At 61.7% G+C, this 18666-nt stretch carries 16 protein-coding genes and 1 tRNA gene; 15 read left to right on the forward strand and 2 right to left on the reverse strand.

Translation table 11 applies throughout. The features are described 5' to 3' along the window. Window positions 1-18 precede the first annotated feature (18 nt). The 5 genes from ACN9MU_RS14205 to ACN9MU_RS14225 all read left to right on the forward strand — a co-directional run bounded on the left by ACN9MU_RS14205 (window position 19) and on the right by ACN9MU_RS14225 (window position 2457). A tRNA-Ser gene (locus ACN9MU_RS14205) sits at window positions 19-111 on the forward strand. Between the two features lie 72 nt (window positions 112-183). Beyond that, entirely contained in the window at window positions 184-684 is a 501-nt protein-coding gene (locus tag ACN9MU_RS14210; RefSeq protein WP_426344755.1) for a hypothetical protein, read from the forward strand. A gap of 76 nt (window positions 685-760) precedes the next feature. Continuing rightward, window positions 761-1120, forward strand: coding sequence for a hypothetical protein (locus ACN9MU_RS14215; RefSeq protein ID WP_426171513.1), 360 nt, complete (start codon window positions 761-763; stop codon window positions 1118-1120). 107 nt (window positions 1121-1227) lie between these two features. Further along, window positions 1228-1884 carry a substrate-binding periplasmic protein gene (locus tag ACN9MU_RS14220; protein WP_426171515.1) on the forward strand — a complete coding sequence of 219 codons (657 nt, stop codon included), beginning with the start codon at window positions 1228-1230 and terminating at the stop codon, window positions 1882-1884. Window positions 1885-1959: 75 nt separating this feature from the next. Next, window positions 1960-2457, forward strand: coding sequence for a hypothetical protein (locus ACN9MU_RS14225; RefSeq protein WP_426344756.1), 498 nt, complete (start codon window positions 1960-1962; stop codon window positions 2455-2457). Between the two features lie 32 nt (window positions 2458-2489). Here ACN9MU_RS14225 and ACN9MU_RS14230 read toward each other — a convergent pair whose 3' ends face one another. After that, entirely contained in the window at window positions 2490-2738 is a 249-nt protein-coding gene (locus ACN9MU_RS14230) for a hypothetical protein (protein ID WP_426171517.1), read from the reverse strand. Window positions 2739-2995: 257 nt separating this feature from the next. Between ACN9MU_RS14230 and ACN9MU_RS14235 the strand changes: the two genes are divergently transcribed. From ACN9MU_RS14235 to ACN9MU_RS14245, 3 genes are read left to right on the forward strand one after another with little or no spacing between them, the layout of a single operon-like run. Beyond that, window positions 2996-4075 carry an extracellular catalytic domain type 2 short-chain-length polyhydroxyalkanoate depolymerase gene (locus ACN9MU_RS14235; protein ID WP_426344757.1) on the forward strand — a complete coding sequence of 360 codons (1080 nt, stop codon included), beginning with the start codon at window positions 2996-2998 and terminating at the stop codon, window positions 4073-4075. 18 nt (window positions 4076-4093) lie between these two features. Further along, window positions 4094-4567, forward strand: coding sequence for a hypothetical protein (locus tag ACN9MU_RS14240; protein ID WP_426344758.1), 474 nt, complete (start codon window positions 4094-4096; stop codon window positions 4565-4567). A 49-nt stretch (window positions 4568-4616) separates the two neighbouring features. Then, window positions 4617-5111, forward strand: a complete 495-nt coding sequence (locus ACN9MU_RS14245) for a hypothetical protein (protein WP_426344759.1) — start codon at window positions 4617-4619, stop codon at window positions 5109-5111. On the opposite strand, the gene ACN9MU_RS14250 is transcribed toward ACN9MU_RS14245, so the two are convergent. Then, on the reverse strand, window positions 5108-7243 hold the full coding sequence (locus ACN9MU_RS14250; RefSeq protein WP_426344760.1) for a TonB-dependent receptor: 2136 nt from the start codon (window positions 7241-7243) through the stop codon (window positions 5108-5110). The two genes, ACN9MU_RS14245 and ACN9MU_RS14250, sit on opposite strands and share 4 nt — an antisense overlap. A gap of 220 nt (window positions 7244-7463) precedes the next feature. On the opposite strand from ACN9MU_RS14250, the gene ACN9MU_RS14255 reads away from it, so the two are divergent. From ACN9MU_RS14255 to ACN9MU_RS14285, 7 genes are all read left to right on the forward strand, one after another. Next, window positions 7464-9386, forward strand: coding sequence for a glycoside hydrolase family 97 protein (locus ACN9MU_RS14255; protein ID WP_426344761.1), 1923 nt, complete (start codon window positions 7464-7466; stop codon window positions 9384-9386). 176 nt (window positions 9387-9562) lie between these two features. Further along, complete coding sequence (locus tag ACN9MU_RS14260; protein WP_426344762.1) at window positions 9563-10840, forward strand: hypothetical protein; 1278 nt, start codon at window positions 9563-9565, stop codon at window positions 10838-10840. Between the two features lie 37 nt (window positions 10841-10877). After that, the gene (locus tag ACN9MU_RS14265) at window positions 10878-14036 is read left to right on the forward strand and encodes a TonB-dependent receptor (RefSeq protein ID WP_426337493.1); all 3159 of its coding nucleotides are present in this window, start codon (window positions 10878-10880) and stop codon (window positions 14034-14036) included. Window positions 14037-14086: 50 nt separating this feature from the next. Further along, entirely contained in the window at window positions 14087-14449 is a 363-nt protein-coding gene (locus ACN9MU_RS14270) for a hypothetical protein (protein ID WP_426337494.1), read from the forward strand. Further along, on the forward strand, window positions 14449-15579 hold the full coding sequence (gene lldD / locus ACN9MU_RS14275) for an FMN-dependent L-lactate dehydrogenase LldD (RefSeq protein WP_426344763.1): 1131 nt from the start codon (window positions 14449-14451) through the stop codon (window positions 15577-15579). Before ACN9MU_RS14270 ends, lldD begins: the two co-directional genes overlap by 1 nt. Window positions 15580-15660: 81 nt before the next feature. Beyond that, window positions 15661-17298 (forward strand): alpha-L-fucosidase, encoded by a 1638-nt coding sequence (locus ACN9MU_RS14280; RefSeq protein ID WP_426344764.1) that lies wholly within the window; start codon window positions 15661-15663, stop codon window positions 17296-17298. Window positions 17299-17307: 9 nt separating this feature from the next. After that, window positions 17308-18663 (forward strand): alpha-L-fucosidase, encoded by a 1356-nt coding sequence (locus ACN9MU_RS14285; RefSeq protein WP_426337497.1) that lies wholly within the window; start codon window positions 17308-17310, stop codon window positions 18661-18663. Window positions 18664-18666 lie beyond the last annotated feature (3 nt).

An 18666-nucleotide genomic window follows, 5' to 3' on the forward strand; every position in this document is an offset into this window, starting at 1 on the left:
GCAGTAACAGTTCAACGAGGAGGCGTGGCCGAGTGGCCGAAGGCACTTCCCTGCTAAGGAAGCATACGGGCAAAACCTGTATCGTGGGTTCGAATCCCACCGCCTCCGCCAGATTCAAGCAAAAAGCCCCGAGGAAACTCGGGGCTTTTTGTTTTCATACTCAACAAAAGGAATGATATGAAGATGATCTCTGCAATCTTGCTTGCCGCCTCGCTTGCAGTGAGCGCCCATGCAGCCAACCCGAATCCCGATGCCAGGCAGGTCAAGGCCACGCACGACCTCCTGGCGGCGATGCAAGCCGAGAAAATGATGCGCATGACCGCAGGCATGAGCCGCTACGCATCGGACGCTGAGCGCAACCGGGTGATGGACAAAGTGATGGCAACGCCGGCGGAAACCATCTACGCTGGACTGGCAACGCCGGTGGCCCGCCTCCTTAGCCCGGAGACGGTGACCGAGATGACGCGCTTCTACGAGTCCAGCTACGGCAAGAAGTCGCTGGACAGCATCTACAACAGCGGCGCCCAGCTTTACCCAGCCGTCCCCAAGGCAACGCCCGCCGAACAGGCCGCGATGAAGAAACCTGCCTACATCAAGGCCGATCGCGAATTCAAGGAGAACGAGCAGGCGATTCGCCACGAAGTGTTCGTGCTGCTGAAACAAATCATCAACCCGAAGAAGTAGGCCCTTGATGGGGCGCTTGCCGGGTGCGAAAATCGCGCGGCGCAGCGTCCCTTTTCAAATATTCGTGAGATTCTAAATGGCAGTTTCCAAAACCCGTCTCGATGCATCCCGCTTCTTCCTCCGCCTCGCCATTGGCGGCATGGCCATCCTCATGGGCTTCCAGGCCCTGCGGCATTCCGGCTTCCCATCCAGCCTTAACGGTGCCGGCTATTGGGCCTTGCACCTGACCGAGATGCTGTGCGGCGCACTGATCATGATCGGCCTCCTGATGCCTTACGCCAGTGCTGTCCTGACCCTGGTGGTGGGCTTGCCGATCGTGCTTGGCTGGATTCACGGCGCGCCCGTCCTGGGCAACCTGCATGCCCTGTTCCTCTTGCTCGTCGTGACTGCAACCGCGCTTGGCGGTGCAGGGCAGTGGTCGCTCGGCAAAGACTGAGGATTCTGCGCTATGCTGGAGTGATGCATTGGAAGTCACTCCTGGTTTGCTTACTCGCCGCACCGTGGGCGCGGGCGGAGACTATTACGCTCAGTAACGGCGAGTGGTTGCCTTACCTGTCCGAGACTTTGCCGCATTACGGCGCCGTGTCGCGCATCGTGTCCGAAGCGTTCGCGCTGGAAGGCATTACCGTCAAATATGTGTTCCGCCCCTGGCCGCGCGCTTATGCTGAAGCGCAGCGTGGGCTGGTCAACGGCTCGGTGGTCTGGAGCGTGGGGCCGTTGACGACTGAGCGGGCACGCGAATTCCTGTCCAGCGACACCGTGCTGGAAGCCCAGTCGGTGTTTTTCCTTCGCAAAGGCTACAACTTTACCTGGACCAAGGATGCCGACCTGGCCGGCCTGCGTATCGGCGGCGTGGCCGGCTACGAATACCGCTTCGAGGAAGTGCCGGGTGTTCGCCTGGACCGCGCCTCCACCGAAGAACTCAACTTGCGCAAACTGCTGGCCGGGCGCGTGGATGTCGTTCCTGCCAGCCTTGATGTGGGCCGCTACATCCTGCGCACGAAATTCAAACCGGAAGAAGCCGCCGGCATTACCGTGGCGCCGGGACGCTACAACAGCACCCAATACCGCCTGATCATGCGGCGGGCCGACGCCGAAAATGCCGGCTACATCGAGCGTTTCAACCGTGGGTTGCGTAAGCTGAAGGAATCGGGCAAGTACGACCAACACATGGCCGACCTGGCCGCCGGGCGATACTGATCGTGGCGCTACTTGCTGGAAATAAATAACTGTATATAATCACAGTATTTTCAGCAAGCTAACACTGGAGCCGCGATGATCGATGAATTGATGGAAGAGGAAGTGCTGGTGCAGGAAGACCGCGTCTGGCAGGACAACGGCTGGACTGCGCGCGTCATCAAGAATGAAGATGACGATGGCTGGGCGGTGGCGATGATCAAGGATGGCGAGGCGGAACCGGCGCTGGTCGGTCCCTGGACCATGGGCCGCGACAAGAAGAACCCGAAGCCGCTGGATGTGAATGCCTTCAACACCCTGGTGAAGACCGCCAGTGAAGTGATCCGCCGCCACGAGCAGCAACTGCACGCCCAACTGCACCGCAGCGTGCGCGTCCACACCGAGGGCGCCGCCTACATCACCGTCAACCTCGACATCACTCCGGATGAAGACGATCCCTTCGCAACCCTGACCGCCTTCGATCCATTCGGCGAAGAACAGGCACAAGTGCGGGAAGCGCCGAATTTCAAGCTGAGTGTCGCAAGTGCGACGGCGTGGATGGAATCGGGATACCGCAAGCCTTCCGGTTCGCAATAACTTCTCGCTTAGGAAATGAAATGCCCCGGCGGTCAATACAGGCCGAACAATTTGCCGCCGAGGCCAAGAATCATTGTCGTGTTGGCGAGCGTCAGCCCGATCATCCAGCGCTGGTTAATACTGATCTCGCGACGTATTTCTTTGAACCCATCCTCCAGGCGATCGGTTCGTTCAAGGATCAGCTTTCGCAGTTCAGTTATGGCAGCATACAGGCGATCAATGTCTTGTCGGTTGGTTTCCATAATTGCTTCAGTTCTCGCAATGCGTCCTTCGAAGTCCATGTCTTCCCCCATATATGAGTCTTAACTCTGACTCACCCATGAGCAACAGGATTTGAGATTAGACAGTACGCCGCGAAAAAAGTTCACGAGCTTAGCGCCCTGTTCGCAACAATGCGTGAACTTTCCAGTCGAATCCGCTGCTAATCTGGTTTGCGCAAGCTCAATTGTCGACGAGCCGCGCGACGATATAGTCGCTAGACGCCATTGCGGCGATTCCCATTCGCTCCATCAACCAACTGCTTATCAGGAGGCTCAGCATGGTCGCAAGCTCCAGCAGCAAGGTCGTCCAACTCGGTTCTTACAAGGCATCCAGGCGAAACAACTCGATCTCCGGCTTATCGTCAGGGGCATTCATGACGGTGCAGCTTCACCTGGCCCATTCGTCAAGCTTCGCTGGCGCGGGCATCATTGCAGGCGGGCCGTTCCGGTGTGCGGAGGTGTTCCGGCCGGACGACATGATGACTGCCGAAGATGCTTGCATCGAAAACTCGCTGTACATCTGCATGAATCCTCTGATCCCGCAGGTGTCGCCGGATGCGCATAAGCTCGCGGACATGGCCCGGCAGACGGCAAAGGCAGGGATGATCGATGCGGTGGCCAATCTTGCCGACGATCGCCTCTATATCTTCACTGGCAGCGCGGACGACGTGGTCGATTCGGACGTGGTGGCGCGGACCCGCAAGTTCTATGAGCTGCTGGGCGTGAAGCCGGCAAATATCCGTTACGTCGACAATGTGCCCGCAGGGCACAGCATCATCACCGACAACCCGGAGGATTCGGGCCTGTCCACCAACCAGCCGCCCTACATCAATAATGGCGGCTTCATGCAATCGCACGACATCCTGCGCCATATCTACAGCGACCTGCAGCCCGCGGCGGAAAGCCTGGCTGGGCAGTTGCTGCGCTTCGACCAGACCGAATTCTTTGCCGACGCGACTGACCGGGCCAGCATGAGCCAGTTCGGCTATATCTACATCCCGTCCAACGTCGCGGCAGGGGAGGTGAAAGAGCCGCGCGTGCACATTGCGCTGCATGGGTGCAAGCAGGGCTACAACTACACCGATTACGTCAACGGCCGCGCCGACATCGCCAACCAGCCGCCTTACGGCAACCGCTATTTCACTACCACCGGCTATAACCACATCGCGGAGAGTAACGACATCATCGTGCTGTATCCACAGGCCGAGGGCACGGACAACGACGCCGTGCAGAACCCGGATGGCTGCTGGGATTGGTGGGGCTATACCAGCGCCAATCCGCAAGCTCCCGACTACTATTCGCGCAATGCGGTCCAGATCAAGGCGATCCACGCCATGCTCGACCGTCTTTGCGCCTGAGCGACACTGGAGAATGACATGAGCAAACTTCCCGTTTCCGTCGGTTTGAAATCGATCGATAAGCCAGGCGTGCCAGCCTTGCGCGACTCAAGGGCCATCGCGCCGCTGGCAGTCTCAATCAAGGCCGGTACGCTGGCGCAGCGGCAGGCATCGCGCATGCTGCACAACAGCGTATTGTCGGCGGGGCTGGCGAGCCGCTTCGGTGATCCGCAGGTCTGGAGCGAATGGCTGCAGCTGCAGGCGGCGGTCATGCAGCGACTGCACCAGCAAAACCTCGATTGGCGCCAGGGCTGCGCCATCCTGGCCGAGGACTATGCCCTGATCCGCCATGCCAACACCATGTCTAAGATGGTGGAAAAGCAGGGCAACTTCTTTTCGCAATGGACGCTGCTGTTGACCAACCAGGCGACCAGCTTGTTTGAGCTAATGGAGAACATCCACGTCGATTACGGATATTGGGCGAGCCAGAAGACTTCAATCGAAGCAAGCTAGGCGTTATTGACATGCCAATATCCGGCGACTTTCAGTTTCCGGATTTTAGATGCGTTACTTGTTCCTAGCCCTGATGGCAGCCTCAGTCCCCGCGCTCGCTGCGGAGCCTTTACCGTTCTGGTTTGAAGGCGACGTTTCGCGAGTCGCGGGCTACCAGTCCGTCGAAGACCATCCCTGCGGCGTGATTGCGATCGTGAAGGTGGACAAGCTTCCACCGTTCGGCAAGGGCCGGCTCACATCCGAAAAGGCCGTTGAAATGGACGCCTCCGGAAAGGCGATCCGGCGCTGGCCGATTCCGGTCGACGCCACGCCGGTCGCTGTGCGCGACAATCAGCTGATGTTCGAATATGGCGATAAGCGCTATTGGGTTGAGCCGGACGGAAAAGTCCAGCGCGCAGGCAAGCTTTCGCTGCCTGCGGTGAAGGAAGCTCAGTGCAAGACAGCCATCGAGTTCAAGGATGCCGACTACGTTCATTGCGAGGCGTTTCCCGATATGGGAACGCGCGTGCCGCGGACAATCGCTTATGAAGGCGCCTGCGCCTAGAAGCCCAGCGAATAGCCTAGTATTACGCTGCGTCCACGTCCTGCGAAATAGCGGGCCGGTTCAACCAGGGCGCTTTGCGAATAGTAGGTGATGTAGTCCTTGTCGAACAGGTTGGCGATGCCGACGCGCAGCGCACCTTTACCCAGCTTGTAGCCGAGGGATGCGTCGGCCAGCGTATAGCCGCTGAATTCCTTGGCCGGATCGTCGAAGCTCTGGTTGAAGGCGTGCTGCACCTGGACGAAGGTGGACAGCTTGTCGCTCCAGTCGGAGCTCCAGCTTGCGATCAGGCGGTTGGGAGCCACGTTCAGACCGTCCAGCTTCGCATCCAGGCTGCCGTCGCTGTTGCTGTCGTAGCGGCCCTTGGTGTAGGCGTAGGCAATGCTGGCGCGGTGCGCTTTGCTGAAGCGGTAGGTTGCGCTGGCATCATAGCCCTCCAGGCGCGTCTTCTCGCGCGCCATGTTGAAGACACCATTGACCGAAATCACGCGCGCGCCGAAATCGGAGTCGGAGCGGTAGTACGCGGCGTCCAGGTCCCAGTCGCCATTGCGCACGCGGGTGCCAAGCTCGATGCCCTCGGTCAGGATCGGCTCCAGGTTGCGCATACTGCTGATCTTCTGTCCGGGCGTGTTGATGGAACGCAGGGTGCGGCCGATGTCCGGCAGGCCGAAGCCTTCGGAATAGCTGGCATAGATGGTGACGTCCTTGGCGGGCGTGAGCACCAGGCCCGCGTTGGCCAGCGTTTCATTGAACTTGATCTTGCCGCCTTCGACGAAGGTATTGTTGTATGCGGCGAGCGTGCGGTAGCTGTCCACCTTCAGGTCGGCGTTTTCGCGGCGTACGCCGGCATGCAGGGTGAGGGTGTCGAACACCTTGTATTCGCCCTGGAGGAACAGCGAAAGATTGGTGTACTTCGATTCGGGCACGAAGGTGCGGCCGGTCAGGTACATGTCCTGTTTGCCTTTGTCGGACAGGGTATCGAAGCCTACGGTCAGCTTCATGCGGCCGTCAAGCAGGCCAGCCTTGGTCAGGCCGGTCTTGCTGCCGAACTTGGAAGCGACGGCGCGCGACTGATCGTATAAAGTGCCGCGCGGTGCGATCTTCACGTCCTGGAACGTAGCGGATCTGTCGGCGCCGAACAAGCCCACGAATTCCTGGTTGAAGAGCATTGCGGACAATTCCATGCCGGCCAGGTCGTAATGGTTGTAGCTGGCGCTGCTTGTCCACACATCGTTCCAGGCCGGCACACCCGGCGGCGTGCCTTCTACCGAAGTGGAAGGAATGCCGCGCGTGCGGTCGCCTGCCACGCCGAGGTAGCTGGCCTTGGACTTGATGCGGTAGCGGTTGATGGAGAACTGCAGCTTTTGCTGGTCGTCCGGACGGTAGCCGATCTTGGCCAGCACGTCGTAGCTGCGCGAGTCCATCAGGTCACCCTGGGTGACGTCGACGCCGATGCTGCGGCCTTTGCTGTCCAGGTACAGGCCCTGGTCTTCATAGGACACGGCGAACAGATAGTCCAGCTTGTCCAGGCGGCCGTCGATGCGGTAGCTGGTCTTGTAGTTCAGGGTGTCGCCTTCGACATCCTCGGTCGGCGCGGTGACCTGTACGTCGACATGCTGGTTCATCGTTCCTTTTTCCGGGCGGCGCGTGATGATGTTGATGGTGCCGCCGGTTGCACCGAGGCCGTTGATGGCGTTCGGGCCCTGTACGATTTCGATGCGCTCCACCATGGAATAGTCGATGGTGTGGGCTTCGCGGCCGGTCGGACGCACCGGGTTCGATTGCGGCACGCCGTCGACCAGGATCAGCGGCGTGCGGCCTCGCAGCGTTTCGCCGGAGCCGTTCATCTTGCCGCGACTGGGCGTGTACGAGGGCAGGATGCTGCTCAATACATCGGACGAATTGCCCGAAATGGCCAACTGCCGTTCGATCTCCTTGCGGGTAATGACCACCACCGTTTGCGGCGCCTTGTCCGCTGCGACATTCGAGCGGGAAGCCTGAATGACGACGGTTTCGATAACGGGATCCTGCTGGTCCTGGCCCTTGGTTTGCGCCTGCGCTTGTGCGGACAGGCCAAACAGGACGGCTGCGGCCAGCGGGCGGTATTTGAACGGGAATGGCTGGTACGACTGCACTGGGAGCTCCTTGACGGCTTGCGATGACCAAGGGCTGGCAGGTTGCTGGCTGAGGTGAGAATGTTTCTCATTATCATTCGCGCAAGCTGCTGCTGTCAACGCCGAGTGCGCGGGCCGCCAGTCTGAAATATCGTTGTACGGCTCGGTGAATTTCGCAATTGTTTGGCGTGTGCCGTTGCTTGCACAATCCAGCTTACCGCCAATCTTCCCCCGAATCGACATGATAAAAACATCCTTGCCTGTAGCGCTGATCGCGTCCGCATTCTTGCCGCTGGCTTGCGCCGCGGCTGCACCGTTAGTCGTTTCGTCGCCGGATGGGCGAACGGCAATCCGGATCGAACGGGATGCCAGCCGCTTCAGCGTTTCACGCGGCGGACAGGCGGTGATTGCGCCGTCGCCGATCGGACTGGAGTTCGATGGCGTCCCTGAACTGGGCGCGCTCGTGCTGGAAAAGCGCAAGGACGTCAAAGTCGACCAGGTCATTCCGCTGATCGCTACCAAGTCGGCGCAAGCGGCGGACCGTTATCGCGGTGCGACGCTGGTGTTCCGCGAGCGGGGAGCTGCAGGGCGCCGCTTGTCGATCGACCTGCGGGCTTATAACGACGGCGTGGCCTTCCGATACCGTATCGATAGTACTGAGCCGGTGCGGCTGCGCGGGGAAAAGACGGCCTTCGTTCCGGCAGGCGATCCGGAATGCCTGGTGACTGTAGCGGACCGGGCACACGAAGCATCGTTCGAGCGCATGCAGCTGTCGCAACTGCGCGCCGGGCAGGCGTACGACGTGCCGGTAGTGTGCACCGCGCCTTCCAGCGGAACCGCCTACGCCATCACGCAGTCGAACCTGGGCGGCTACACCGGCGCATCGCTTGTCCGCGAGGGCAATGCCCTGAAGCTGCGGCTGTCGGCGCCTCCGGAGCGCAGCGCGCCGGCCTTCGTCTCGCCGGCAGGACTGGCCACCGCCTGGCGCGTCGTGATGATGGGAGACCGCGTCGGCGACTTGATCGGCTCGCACCTGGTCGGCAACCTGAATCCGGCGCCGGCAGGGGACTTCAGCTGGGTCAAGCCGGGCAAGGCAGCCTGGGACTGGTATTCGGGCCCATTGGCCGGCATGAAGCCGGACATGGCGAGCTATAAGCGCTTCATCGATTTCGCCGCCGCCGCAGGATTGCCGTACTACCTGATCGATGCCGGCTGGGCGATGGGCAGCGGCCCGGAATGCTGGATAGCGCTGCCGGGCACCGATATCACCCGCGCGGCGGATGGCATCGATATGCCGGAACTGGTGCGCTATGCGGCCGCCAAAGGCGTGGGCCTGATTTTGTGGGCCCACTGGGAGCACGTGGCGCAGCGCATGGATGAAGTGCTGGACACCTATGCCCGCTGGGGCATCAAGGGCGTCAAGATTGATTTCATGAACCGGGACGACCAGGATATTGTGGCGTACTACTACCGGGTCGCGGAGGCGACGGCCAGGCGCAAGCTGCTACTGGACCTGCACGGCGCCTATGTCCCGGCCGGCTTGCAGCGCACCTATCCGAATTTCATTACCCAGGAAGGCGTGCGCGGCGCCGAGTGGAACAAGATGGACAAGAGCATCACGCCCCGTCATAACCTGATGCTGCCCTATACCCGCATGCTGGCCGGGCCGATGGATTACACGCCGGGCGGCTTCCGCAACGGCACGCCTGCCAGCTTCGCCGTGCGCGAGGTGAACCCGCAGGCGCAAACCACGCGGGGCCAGGCGCTGGCCATGTACGTGGTGTACGACAGCCCTCTGCAGATGGTGTCGGACGATCCCGGCGCATACCAGGATGCCGACGGCTTCGATTTCGTGCAGCGCGTGCCGACCGCCTGGGACGACACGCGCTTCCTGTCCGGCACGCCGGGCCAGGACATCGTGCTGGCGCGGCGCAAAGGCGACAGCTGGTACCTGGGGGCGATGAGCGCGGAAGAGGGCGAGCGGGTCGAGCGCGTGGCGCTCGGCTTCCTGCCAGAAGGCCGCTACCGCGCCACCGTGTGGCAAGACGGCGACGCGCCGAACGCGGTGCATCGCGTTGTGCGCGAGGTGACTTCACGCGATGTGCTGTCGCTGCGGCTGGCAGGGGCTGGCGGCGCGGTTGCGATCATCGAGCGCTTGCCTTGAGCAAAGGCAGCACGCCGGTCGCATGGCCGGGGGTGTTGAATTTCATCCATCGTTTTGCGAATTATCGCAATTGCGGCCGAGTACCAATGTTTGCAATATATAGTGAACCCGCGAATGGCTGCGGCCGTCGCGGGGGACGCACAATTTAAACAAAAGCAGCAAACAGGGGATATTCCATGAGGAGACAAACGATGTGGTACCAGAATTCAGCATTCGCCATTGCCTGTGCCGCGATGCTGGCCGCCTGCGGCGGCGGTGGCGGCGGTAGCGATGGCGGAGCAGTGCAGACAATGGCTTTCAGCTTCCCGGGCGGCACCGAAGTCGCCATTCCACCTGAAGTGGCAAGTACTACCTTGAAGGCGACCGCCAGTTCCGGCGGTCCGGTCACGTTCACTTCGAACACGCCGGACGTTTGTTCGGTGAGCGGCGACAAGCTGTCGCTGCTGAAAGCGGGCGAGTGCTCGGTGACCGCCACCCAGGCCGGGTTCGAAGGCTACGCCCCGGTTTCGCAACGCCAGCTTTTCGTGATTCCCAAGCGGCCGCATATGGTCTCCTTCCGCAATCCGGGAGCGCAGGCGCTTGATTCGCAGCCGGTGGCACTGGCTGCAGTGTCCGACCTAGGCCGGCCCGTCACCTTCTCATCGAGCACGCCAACCGTGTGCACCGTCAGCGGCAGCACGATGACCAAGGTTGGCAATGGCCTGTGCACCATCACCGCCCAGTCGGACGGCGGCGATATCTATGCGACGGCGACCATGGTCAAGAATATTCCGATCGGTACCGAAAAGGCGCCGGTACTGACGCACTTCAGCGGCTTCAAGGACGCCTCGACCACCAAGGAAGGCGGAACCATCAACGGCTACGCGGGCGTGAACCTGAACGGCTGGTGGTGCAATGGCTGGTGCGACCAGGTCCTGTCGGAAGACGGCAACAATCTCAGGTTCACCTTCAACGTCAAGCTGGACAAGCCGAACGACGGCAGCTGGATTGGCGGCTACTACGGCTTGCATGTCCTGGGCGCCGGCCTGAAGGAAATCTCCAAAGTCGGCCCGATGATCAGCGGCGTGCGAATCGACTCGCAGGCGTCCATGAAGTTCCGGATCGCTCAGAACGCCGAATGGATCAACACCGGCAACAACACTGTCAACGTCGACCTGGTCCTCGGCCACTTTGCGCTAAAGAACGGCAAGGACGCCTGCAACGTGACGCTGCGCTCGAAAGTCAGGCCCGCCACCACCGACGCCACCGACTACACGGTCTCCTTGCGCGATGTGACGGTCGCCGAGTCGTGCGGCCTGAGCGACATCAACACCTGGAATGAGCTGCAGGACTACCCGATCGTCCAGGTCTCGTTCAACGCCGACAGCATGAACGTTTCGGTTTCCAGTACTCCGCTGGACAGGCCTACCTACCCGACCCGGATTACGTTGACCGGCCCGATTACCTTCCAGTGATGCGCCAGCAAGCAAAGCAGATAACAGGATAAATATAATGAAGAGAATAGAGACAACGAACGCCAGGCAGCCACTCAAGATGACCGCGCTGGCTTTCGCCGCAGCGCAGCTTGCAATGCTGTGCAGCAGCGCCGCGCAGGCCCAGGCCCAAGCAACGGAGCCGGCGGCCAAGGACACTCCGGCAGTGGTGGTGGTGACCGGCCAGCGCCGCCAGGTCGAAACCGCACAGCGCATCAAGCAGGAGTCTGAACTGATCGTCGACTCGGTGGTGGCCGACGAAGCCGGCAAGCTGCCCGACAAATCGATTACCGAAGTGCTGCAGCGCGTGGTGGGCGTCACCATGGACCGCAACCGCACGCGTACCGGCGCCAACCTGGCGGCCAATGGGCTGGGGTTCGACGTGGAAGGCTCGGGCATCCAGGTGCGCGGCCTGTCCTGGGGTTCCTCCACGCTGAACGGACGCGAAACCTTTTCGGCGGGCTGGCCCGGCCGTGAGCTGAGCTGGGGCGACGTGCCGCCGGAACTGATGGCGGGCGTGGACGTGTACAAGAACCCTTCCGCCGACCTGATTGAAGGCGGCATCAGCGGCCAGGTCAACCTGCGCACGCGGCTGCCGTTCGACACCAAGGGCCAGAGCGGCGCGCTGACCGTATCGGACAACTACGCGGTGCTGGGCAAGAAAAACTCGCCGGCTTATTCCGGCCTGTACTCGAACCGCTGGCAAACCGATATGGGCGAGTTCGGCGCGCTGGTGGATCTGTCGTACGGCAAGACCACCAGCCGTTACGACTCGATCGACCAATCCGTCTATTACCCGAGGAGCAACCTGGTTCCCGGCCGGACTGTGTGGGTGCCGGTGGGCGCGTCCTGGGGCACCAGCACAGGCGAGACTGAACGCAAGGGCTTCTACGGCGCCCTGCAGTGGAAAAAGAACGGCAAGGAATCGTCGCTGACCTATTTCGACTCTGCGTTTCGTTCCACGAACTTCGGCAACAATATTTTTACCGGGGGCGAAGATCCCTACCTGACGAAATATGCGGACGCCAAGTACGACAGCAATGGCGTCTTCCAGTCCGGCATCCTGAGCTATCCGATCGGCGGCAAGGGCGCAAACCAGTTCGCCGAGGGCGGCCTGCGCATGGGCACTACCCGCAATTACAGCGACGTGAAAGGGCGCACGCGCGAGCTGGCCTGGAACTTCAAGTGGCAGGCCAACGAGCGCTGGTCGTTCCAGAACGACCTGCAGTGGGTCCACTCCACCAATTCGGGCGATTTCGGCATGATCAATCTTGGCACCTTCGTGCCGAGCATGGGTGTGGACGTTTCCGGTGCGCGGCCTGCGTTCAATTTCGATGAGAAGGCGCGCAACTTCCTGGCCGATCCCGCCAATTATTACTGGGACATTTCGCAGCCTGACGTCAACAAGGCCAAGGCGGACCTGTATGCGTGGAAGGTGGACGGCAAATATGTCTTCGACCACCCGGTCCTGCGCGACGTGCGCTTCGGCATGCGCCTGACCAAGCGCTCTTCCAGGAAAGACAAGAACGCCGGGACCGGCTGGAAGTCCTTCTCCGAGGAATGGGGCGTAGCGACCACCAAGGTGGCGGGGCAATTGCCCAACCCGGCCGACCTGGGCTGGCAGCGCAGCAACTTCGGCTACCTGAGCGACCCGCGCTATGCGGCGCTCGGCAGCGTCGAAACCTTCGCTTTCCCGAACTTCTTCAATGGCCGCATGAGCTCACCGCCGACGATCGTGGTGCCGACCCGGGCCCTGATCCAGGACAAGCCGGCCGCCTACCAGAAATTGTTGACCGCCCTGCGCTATAACTGCGAGGACGCCAATGCGATCAAGGGCACCAGCACCGATTGCTCGCAGATGGGCAGCGATTGGGTACGCGATAGCTTCAGCGACGAGCCGAAGTACGTCAGTGAGCACAGCGAAGGCACGCAAGCGCTGTATGGCAGCCTGCGCTTCGGCTTCGACGACTGGAAATATCCGGTGGAAGGCAATGCCGGCGTGCGCGTGATCCGTACCAACACGGTGGCGCATGGCTATACGGTGTTCAAGCCTAGTTATAGCGATTCGACCCCGCCAAGCCTGCCGCGCTTCGGCACGATCGACGAGCCGATGGACCTCAAGTCGAATCACATCGACGTGGTGCCGAGCCTGAACCTGAAAGCCAACCTGACGGACAAGCTGCAATCGCGCTTGGCGCTGTCGCGCGGTATCTACCGCCCCGGCTTCGACCAGCTGCAGGAGTACATCACCCTGAGCCAGAACGTCACCATGGACAGCGGCGGCAAGAACATCAGCATGGTCACCTACACCGGCAAGAACGATGGCAACGTGAAGCTGAAGCCGCTCAAGGCGAACAACGTCGACCTTTCGCTGGAATGGTACCCTCAGAACGGGCAGGCGCTGACCGGCGTGGTGTTCTACAAGAACGTCAGGGACATCATCATGTCCGAGACTTACACCCGGACGATCAAGGATACGGCCGGCAACGAGCAGGACTTCGAGATCACGGGACCGGCCAATGCCGCCAAGCTCTGGCTTGCCGGCGTCGAGATCGCGGGCCTGACCTACCTGGACAAGCTTCCCGTCCTGGCCGAGCGCTTGCCGGAGTGGGCGAAAGGGTTTGGCGTATCTGCCAACTTCACCTACACGCACGGCAAGCAGGAGCTGTATCACCCCTTCAATATGCCTTATTGCAATGCAGGCAGCCTGTCGATCGGCGGCAACCTGTATGGCTGCGACACCAACGGCTTGCCGTTCAAGGACTTGCCGGTGCCATACATGTCGAAGCGCGCCTTCAACGCGGCATTCATGTACGACCGCGGGCCGATCTCGGCGCGCCTGGCGTACAGCTGGCGTGACCGCACGCTGCTGGCAACCGGTGTGTACGGCGCTTCGGGCGACAAGGGCACCAGCGCCGATCCGGTGCGCATTGCCGCCAACGGCGGTGTCGCGCCGACGGACGTGGGCTGGGGCCTGCCGGTCTGGCAGGAGGCCGTGGGCCAGTGGGATGCCGGTATCAACTACCGCTTCGGCGAGCACTTGTGGGCCAGCTTCAACGTCAGCAACCTGACCAATGTCGTGACGCGGCAGACCAACCAGCAGGCCCCGGGCAACATGGGCCGCTCCTGGTACGACCCGGGCCGCAGCTATCGGGTGTCGGCAGGTTATACTTTCTGACGCTGATCGCCGCGCCGCCCTGGGCCGGCGCGGCTTCGAAAGGACACCTCATGAAAATTCGCACCTCGATGATCGCATTGGCCGCTGGTATTGGAGCGCTGGCCTGCAATGCCCAGGCAGCAGAAAAGGCGGGCAAGCAGGTTGCCGCTGCCGATAGCCAGGCATATTGCTTCTACCAGGACCAGAAGTTCTCGGAGGGTGCGGTGTTCAACGGGCGTGTGTGCAGCCGTTCGAGTGGCGGTAAAACAGCGGATCTCGTGTGGTTGCCGCAGGAGGGGACTGAATTGTCCGGCATGCTGCGCGAGCTTGATCAGGCCCGGTTGCAGACGCAGCTGCTGCAGTCCCGGACCATCCTGGCCGAGACAGAGGCGCGGTATAACGAAGCGGTCGTCAAACTGTCCGGCAAGAAGTGATGATCATTTCTTCTGCTACCGATTACCGGGAAGCGGCGCGGCGCAAACTGCCGCCGTTCCTTTTCCACTACCTTGACGGCGGCGCCGGCACCGAAACCACGTTGCGGGCGAACGTCGGCGACCTGCAGCAGGTGAACCTGCGCCAGCGCGTGCTGAAAGGCTCGGAGGAACTTGACCTGTCCACCGAATGGTTCGGCGTGAAGCAGGACTTGCCTCTGGCGCTGGCGCCGGTCGGCCTCACCGGCATGTATGCCCGGCGCGGGGAAGTGCAGGCGGCCCGGGTGGCGGCGGAACGCAATATTCCCTTTATCCAGTCCACGGTTTCGGTCTGTCCCTTGAAGGAAGTGGCGGAACAGTCTTCCAGGCCGCTGTGGTGCCAGTTGTACGTGCTGAAAGACCGCGGCTTCATGCGCGATTACCTGCAACGGGCGCGTGACCTGGGCATCAAGACCCTGGTGTTCACCGTCGACATGCCGGTGCCCGGTGCGCGCTACCGCGATGCGCATTCCGGCATGAGCGGCCGCAACGGCCCGCTGCGCCAGGTGCTGCAGGCCATGCTGCATCCGCGCTGGGCGCTGGACGTGGGCCTGCTGGGCAAGCCGCATGACCTGGGCAATATTTCGGCCTATCGCGGCAATCCCACCGGCCTCGCCGATTACCTGGGCTGGCTGGCCGCAAACTTCGATCCGGGCATCGACTGGAATGACCTGCAATGGATCCGCGACGAGTGGCAGGGGCCGATGGTCATCAAGGGCATTCTCGACGCGCAGGATGCGCGCGACGCCAGGTCCTTCGGCGCCGATGGCATCGTCGTCTCGAACCATGGGGGGCGGCAGCTCGATGGCGCCCTCTCGACGGCGCGGGCGTTGACGGCCATCGCCGAAGCGGTAAAAGGGGACCTGACCATCTTCGCCGATTCCGGGGTGCGCACCGGCCTTGATGTGGTGCGCCTGCTTGCGCTCGGGGCGGACGGGGTACTCATTGGCCGTGCTTTCGTCTACGCGCTGGCGACCAGCGGTGCAGCGGGCGTGCGCAACCTGCTTGCCATCCTCGAGAAAGACATCCGTACCAGCATGGTGCTCACCGGCGTGAAGTCGGTGCGCGATATCGGCGCCGACATTCTCGCCTGAAGCGAAGCTGATTTGGCCGGCGTTGCTTTTTCACGAGTTGCGTTGTACAGTATATATGCAAAACATAATCCAGGAGGAATAGTGAAGAGACGGGAAATACTGAAACACCTGGGCGCGGCCATTCCCGCATTGGCCGTGGCGCGCTACGGCCAGGCGGCGGCTGGCAGTGCACCGCAACATGAAGCCATGGCGCGCGGACCCTTCAAGCCCGACTGGGATTCGCTGGCTGCCTACCGCACGCCGGACTGGTTCAGGAACGCGAAGTTCGGTATCTGGGCGCACTGGGGGCCGCAATGCGAGCCCGAATTCGGCGACTGGTATGCGCGCGGCATGTACGAAGAAGGCAGCGATGCCTACAAATATCACCTGAAGAAGTACGGTCATCCATCGCAGTTCGGCTTCAAGGACGTCATCCACCAGTGGAAGGCGGAGCGCTGGGACCCGGACGCGCTGGTTTCCCTTTACAAGCAGGCCGGCGCCAGATATTTTGTGGCGCTGGCTAACCATCACGACAATTTCGACCTGTATGCCAGCAAGCACCAGCCGCAGTGGAATTCGACCCGGCTGGGTCCGAAGAAGGACCTGATCGCGGGCTGGGGCGCGGCTGCCAGGCGCCACGGCTTGCGCTTCGGCGTCAGTGTGCACGCGGCGCATGCCTGGACCTGGTACGAAACTGCGCAGGGCGCCGATAAAACCGGCCCATATGCCGGCGTCCCCTACGACGGCAAATTGGCTAAAGCGGACGGCAAGGGCAAGTGGTGGCAGGGACTGGACCCGCAAGCCTTGTACGCGCAGAACCATGCTTTGAGCAAGACCCGCCATACCCACGAACTGTGGGATTGGGGGAACGGCGCCTCGGTTCCCGACCAGGCTTACTGCGAGAAACTGTATGACCGCACCGTTGAACTGATCAACAACTACGACCCCGACCTGGTGTACTACGACGACAGCAAGCTGCCGCTCTGGCCGGTCAGCGACGTCGGCCTGCGCATGGCGGCGCATATGTATAACCGCAGCATCGCCAGGAAGGGCAAGCTGGACGCCGTCGTCAACGGCAAGATACTCGATGAACAGCAGCGCAAGACCATGGTGTGGGACATCGAACGGGGCCAGAGCAATGTGATCGAGCCGTTGCCCTGGCAGACCTGCACCTGCATCGGTAGCTGGCATTACGATCGGCGCGTGTACGACAACAAGGCTTACAAGAGCGCGCAAACCGTGGTGCATACCCTGATCGATGTGGTCAGCAAGAACGGCAATTTGCTGCTGAGCGTTCCGGTGCGCGGCGACGGCACGATCGACGAACTGGAACGCGCCATCGTCGAGGAGATCGGCCGCTGGCTCGCAGTCAATGGCGAGGCGATCTACGACACGCGGCCATGGTCGGTGTTTGGCGAAGGGCCGTCGCTGGCCGAGTCGTCGCCGCTCAGCGGGCCTGGCTTCAATGAAGGCAAGAACAAGCCGTTCACTTCGGACGATATCCGCTTCACGACCAAGGGCGATGCGGTGTATGCCATCGTTATGGGCTGGCCGGCCAGCGGCAAGGTCGCCATCAAAGGCATGCAAAGCGGCAGCCCGCAGATGACGAAGGCGGTATCGCAGGTTGAACTGGTGGGCGGGAGCGCGCTGGCCTTCACGCAAGGGCCGGATGGTTTGCAGGTAGCCTTGCCGGCCAATGCGCCGGCGCTGCCATATGCCTTCGCGCTGAAAATTACCTGAAGGGGATGTATGAAGAAAGGTCTATTGGCTGCGGCTTGCCTGCTGTCGCTGCATTGTGCGCAGGGCTTGGCCCAGCAGGCGCCTGCGAACGCCACGGATGAAGAGCGCTCGGCGCTGAAGTCGAAGTCCGATTCGGGCAAGTTGGCTCCGGAATTGCGGCTGCCTGCGGAAGACATGCGCTGGTGGCAGGATGCGAAGTTCGGCATCTTCATTCACTGGGGGCTGTACGCCATTCCGGCCAAAGGGGAATGGCATATGCACAACGACAAGGTCGATCCCCAGGAATATGCCAGGCTGGCGAATCAATTCAAGCCAAAGCATTTCAATGCGGACAGCTGGGCACAGCTGGCCAAGGATGCGGGCGCGCAGTACATGGTGATGACGGCGCGGCACCACGACGGCTTCGCCATGTTCGCCAGCAAAACGAGCTACCGGAATTACGACTCCGGCCACTCGGCAGCGCACAAGGACTTCATCGCCGACTATGTCGCAGCGGTGCGGCGGCGGGGCATGCGTGTCGGCATCTATTATTCGCCCATGGACTGGCGCTTCCCCGGCTATTTCGATCCCAAGGGATTGCCGGACAACGCGGCCCTGATGAAGAAGCAGGGGTATGGCCAGGTGCGCGAATTGATGTCCAACTACGGCAAGATCGACATCCTCTGGTACGACGGGGGCTGGCTGGCGCATCGCGGCAGCGATGCCGATGCGGCCTGGTTCTGGCAGCCGGAGATCCTGAATGCGCAAGTGCGCAAGCTGCAGCCCAAGGTCGTGATCAATCCGCGTTCGGGGTGGCAGGGCGACTTCGATACCGAAGAAGGCGGCCAGCCGGTCACCGGACCGATACGCAAGAAACCCTGGGAGAAGACATTCTCGATCGGGCCGGCATGGGGTTACGTGCCGGGCGATGCAATGGAGCCGGGCCAGGTGATCCGCCTGGTGGTAGACGCCGTGGTAAGGAATGGCAATGCCCTGGTCAATATCGGGCCTGATGCGGACGGCCGGATTCCGGACAACCAGGCGCGGACGCTGCAAGGCATCGGCGTCTGGATGCGCGTCAACGGGGAGAGCATCTACAACACGCGGCCGGGACCTTTCCAGCCTGTTGACGGCGTCTATGGCTCGACCATGCGCGGCAAGAACGTCTATGTCCACGTGCTGTCCTGGCCTGGCGAGAGCCTGAAGCTTCCTCCTTTGCCAGGAAAGGTGGTTTCGGCCAGCACCCTGGCTGGTGCGCCGGTTCGCTTCAGCCAGAGCGGCAGCGGCATCGTCGTCAGCATGGACGCCGCCAGGCGCGATGCTGTCGATACCGTCATCAAGCTGGAAACCGATGCCGAGCCTGGCATGGTCGCCGGCGCCGACTGACGA

It is taken from the genome of Pseudoduganella sp. R-32 (assembly GCF_049913245.1).
In the GTDB taxonomy this organism is placed as follows: Bacteria; Pseudomonadota; Gammaproteobacteria; order Burkholderiales; family Burkholderiaceae_D; genus Rugamonas.

Excerpts from the sequence above, each read along its gene's own strand:
- ACN9MU_RS14225 (WP_426344756.1), top strand. The coding sequence starts at position 1,960 with ATGATCGATGAATTGATGGAAGAGGAAGTGCTGGTGCAGGAAGACCGC.
- ACN9MU_RS14215 (WP_426171513.1), top strand. The coding sequence starts at position 761 with ATGGCAGTTTCCAAAACCCGTCTCGATGCATCCCGCTTCTTCCTCCGC.
- ACN9MU_RS14260 (WP_426344762.1), top strand. The coding sequence starts at position 9,563 with ATGAGGAGACAAACGATGTGGTACCAGAATTCAGCATTCGCCATTGCC.
- ACN9MU_RS14240 (WP_426344758.1), top strand. The coding sequence starts at position 4,094 with ATGAGCAAACTTCCCGTTTCCGTCGGTTTGAAATCGATCGATAAGCCA.
- ACN9MU_RS14270 (WP_426337494.1), top strand. The coding sequence starts at position 14,087 with ATGAAAATTCGCACCTCGATGATCGCATTGGCCGCTGGTATTGGAGCG.
- lldD (WP_426344763.1), top strand. The coding sequence starts at position 14,449 with ATGATCATTTCTTCTGCTACCGATTACCGGGAAGCGGCGCGGCGCAAA.
- ACN9MU_RS14265 (WP_426337493.1), top strand. The coding sequence starts at position 10,878 with ATGAAGAGAATAGAGACAACGAACGCCAGGCAGCCACTCAAGATGACC.
- ACN9MU_RS14245 (WP_426344759.1), top strand. The coding sequence starts at position 4,617 with ATGCGTTACTTGTTCCTAGCCCTGATGGCAGCCTCAGTCCCCGCGCTC.
- ACN9MU_RS14255 (WP_426344761.1), top strand. The coding sequence starts at position 7,464 with ATGATAAAAACATCCTTGCCTGTAGCGCTGATCGCGTCCGCATTCTTG.
- ACN9MU_RS14285 (WP_426337497.1), top strand. The coding sequence starts at position 17,308 with ATGAAGAAAGGTCTATTGGCTGCGGCTTGCCTGCTGTCGCTGCATTGT.
- ACN9MU_RS14230 (WP_426171517.1), bottom strand. The coding sequence starts at position 2,738 with ATGGACTTCGAAGGACGCATTGCGAGAACTGAAGCAATTATGGAAACC.
- ACN9MU_RS14210 (WP_426344755.1), top strand. The coding sequence starts at position 184 with ATGATCTCTGCAATCTTGCTTGCCGCCTCGCTTGCAGTGAGCGCCCAT.
- ACN9MU_RS14235 (WP_426344757.1), top strand. The coding sequence starts at position 2,996 with ATGGTCGCAAGCTCCAGCAGCAAGGTCGTCCAACTCGGTTCTTACAAG.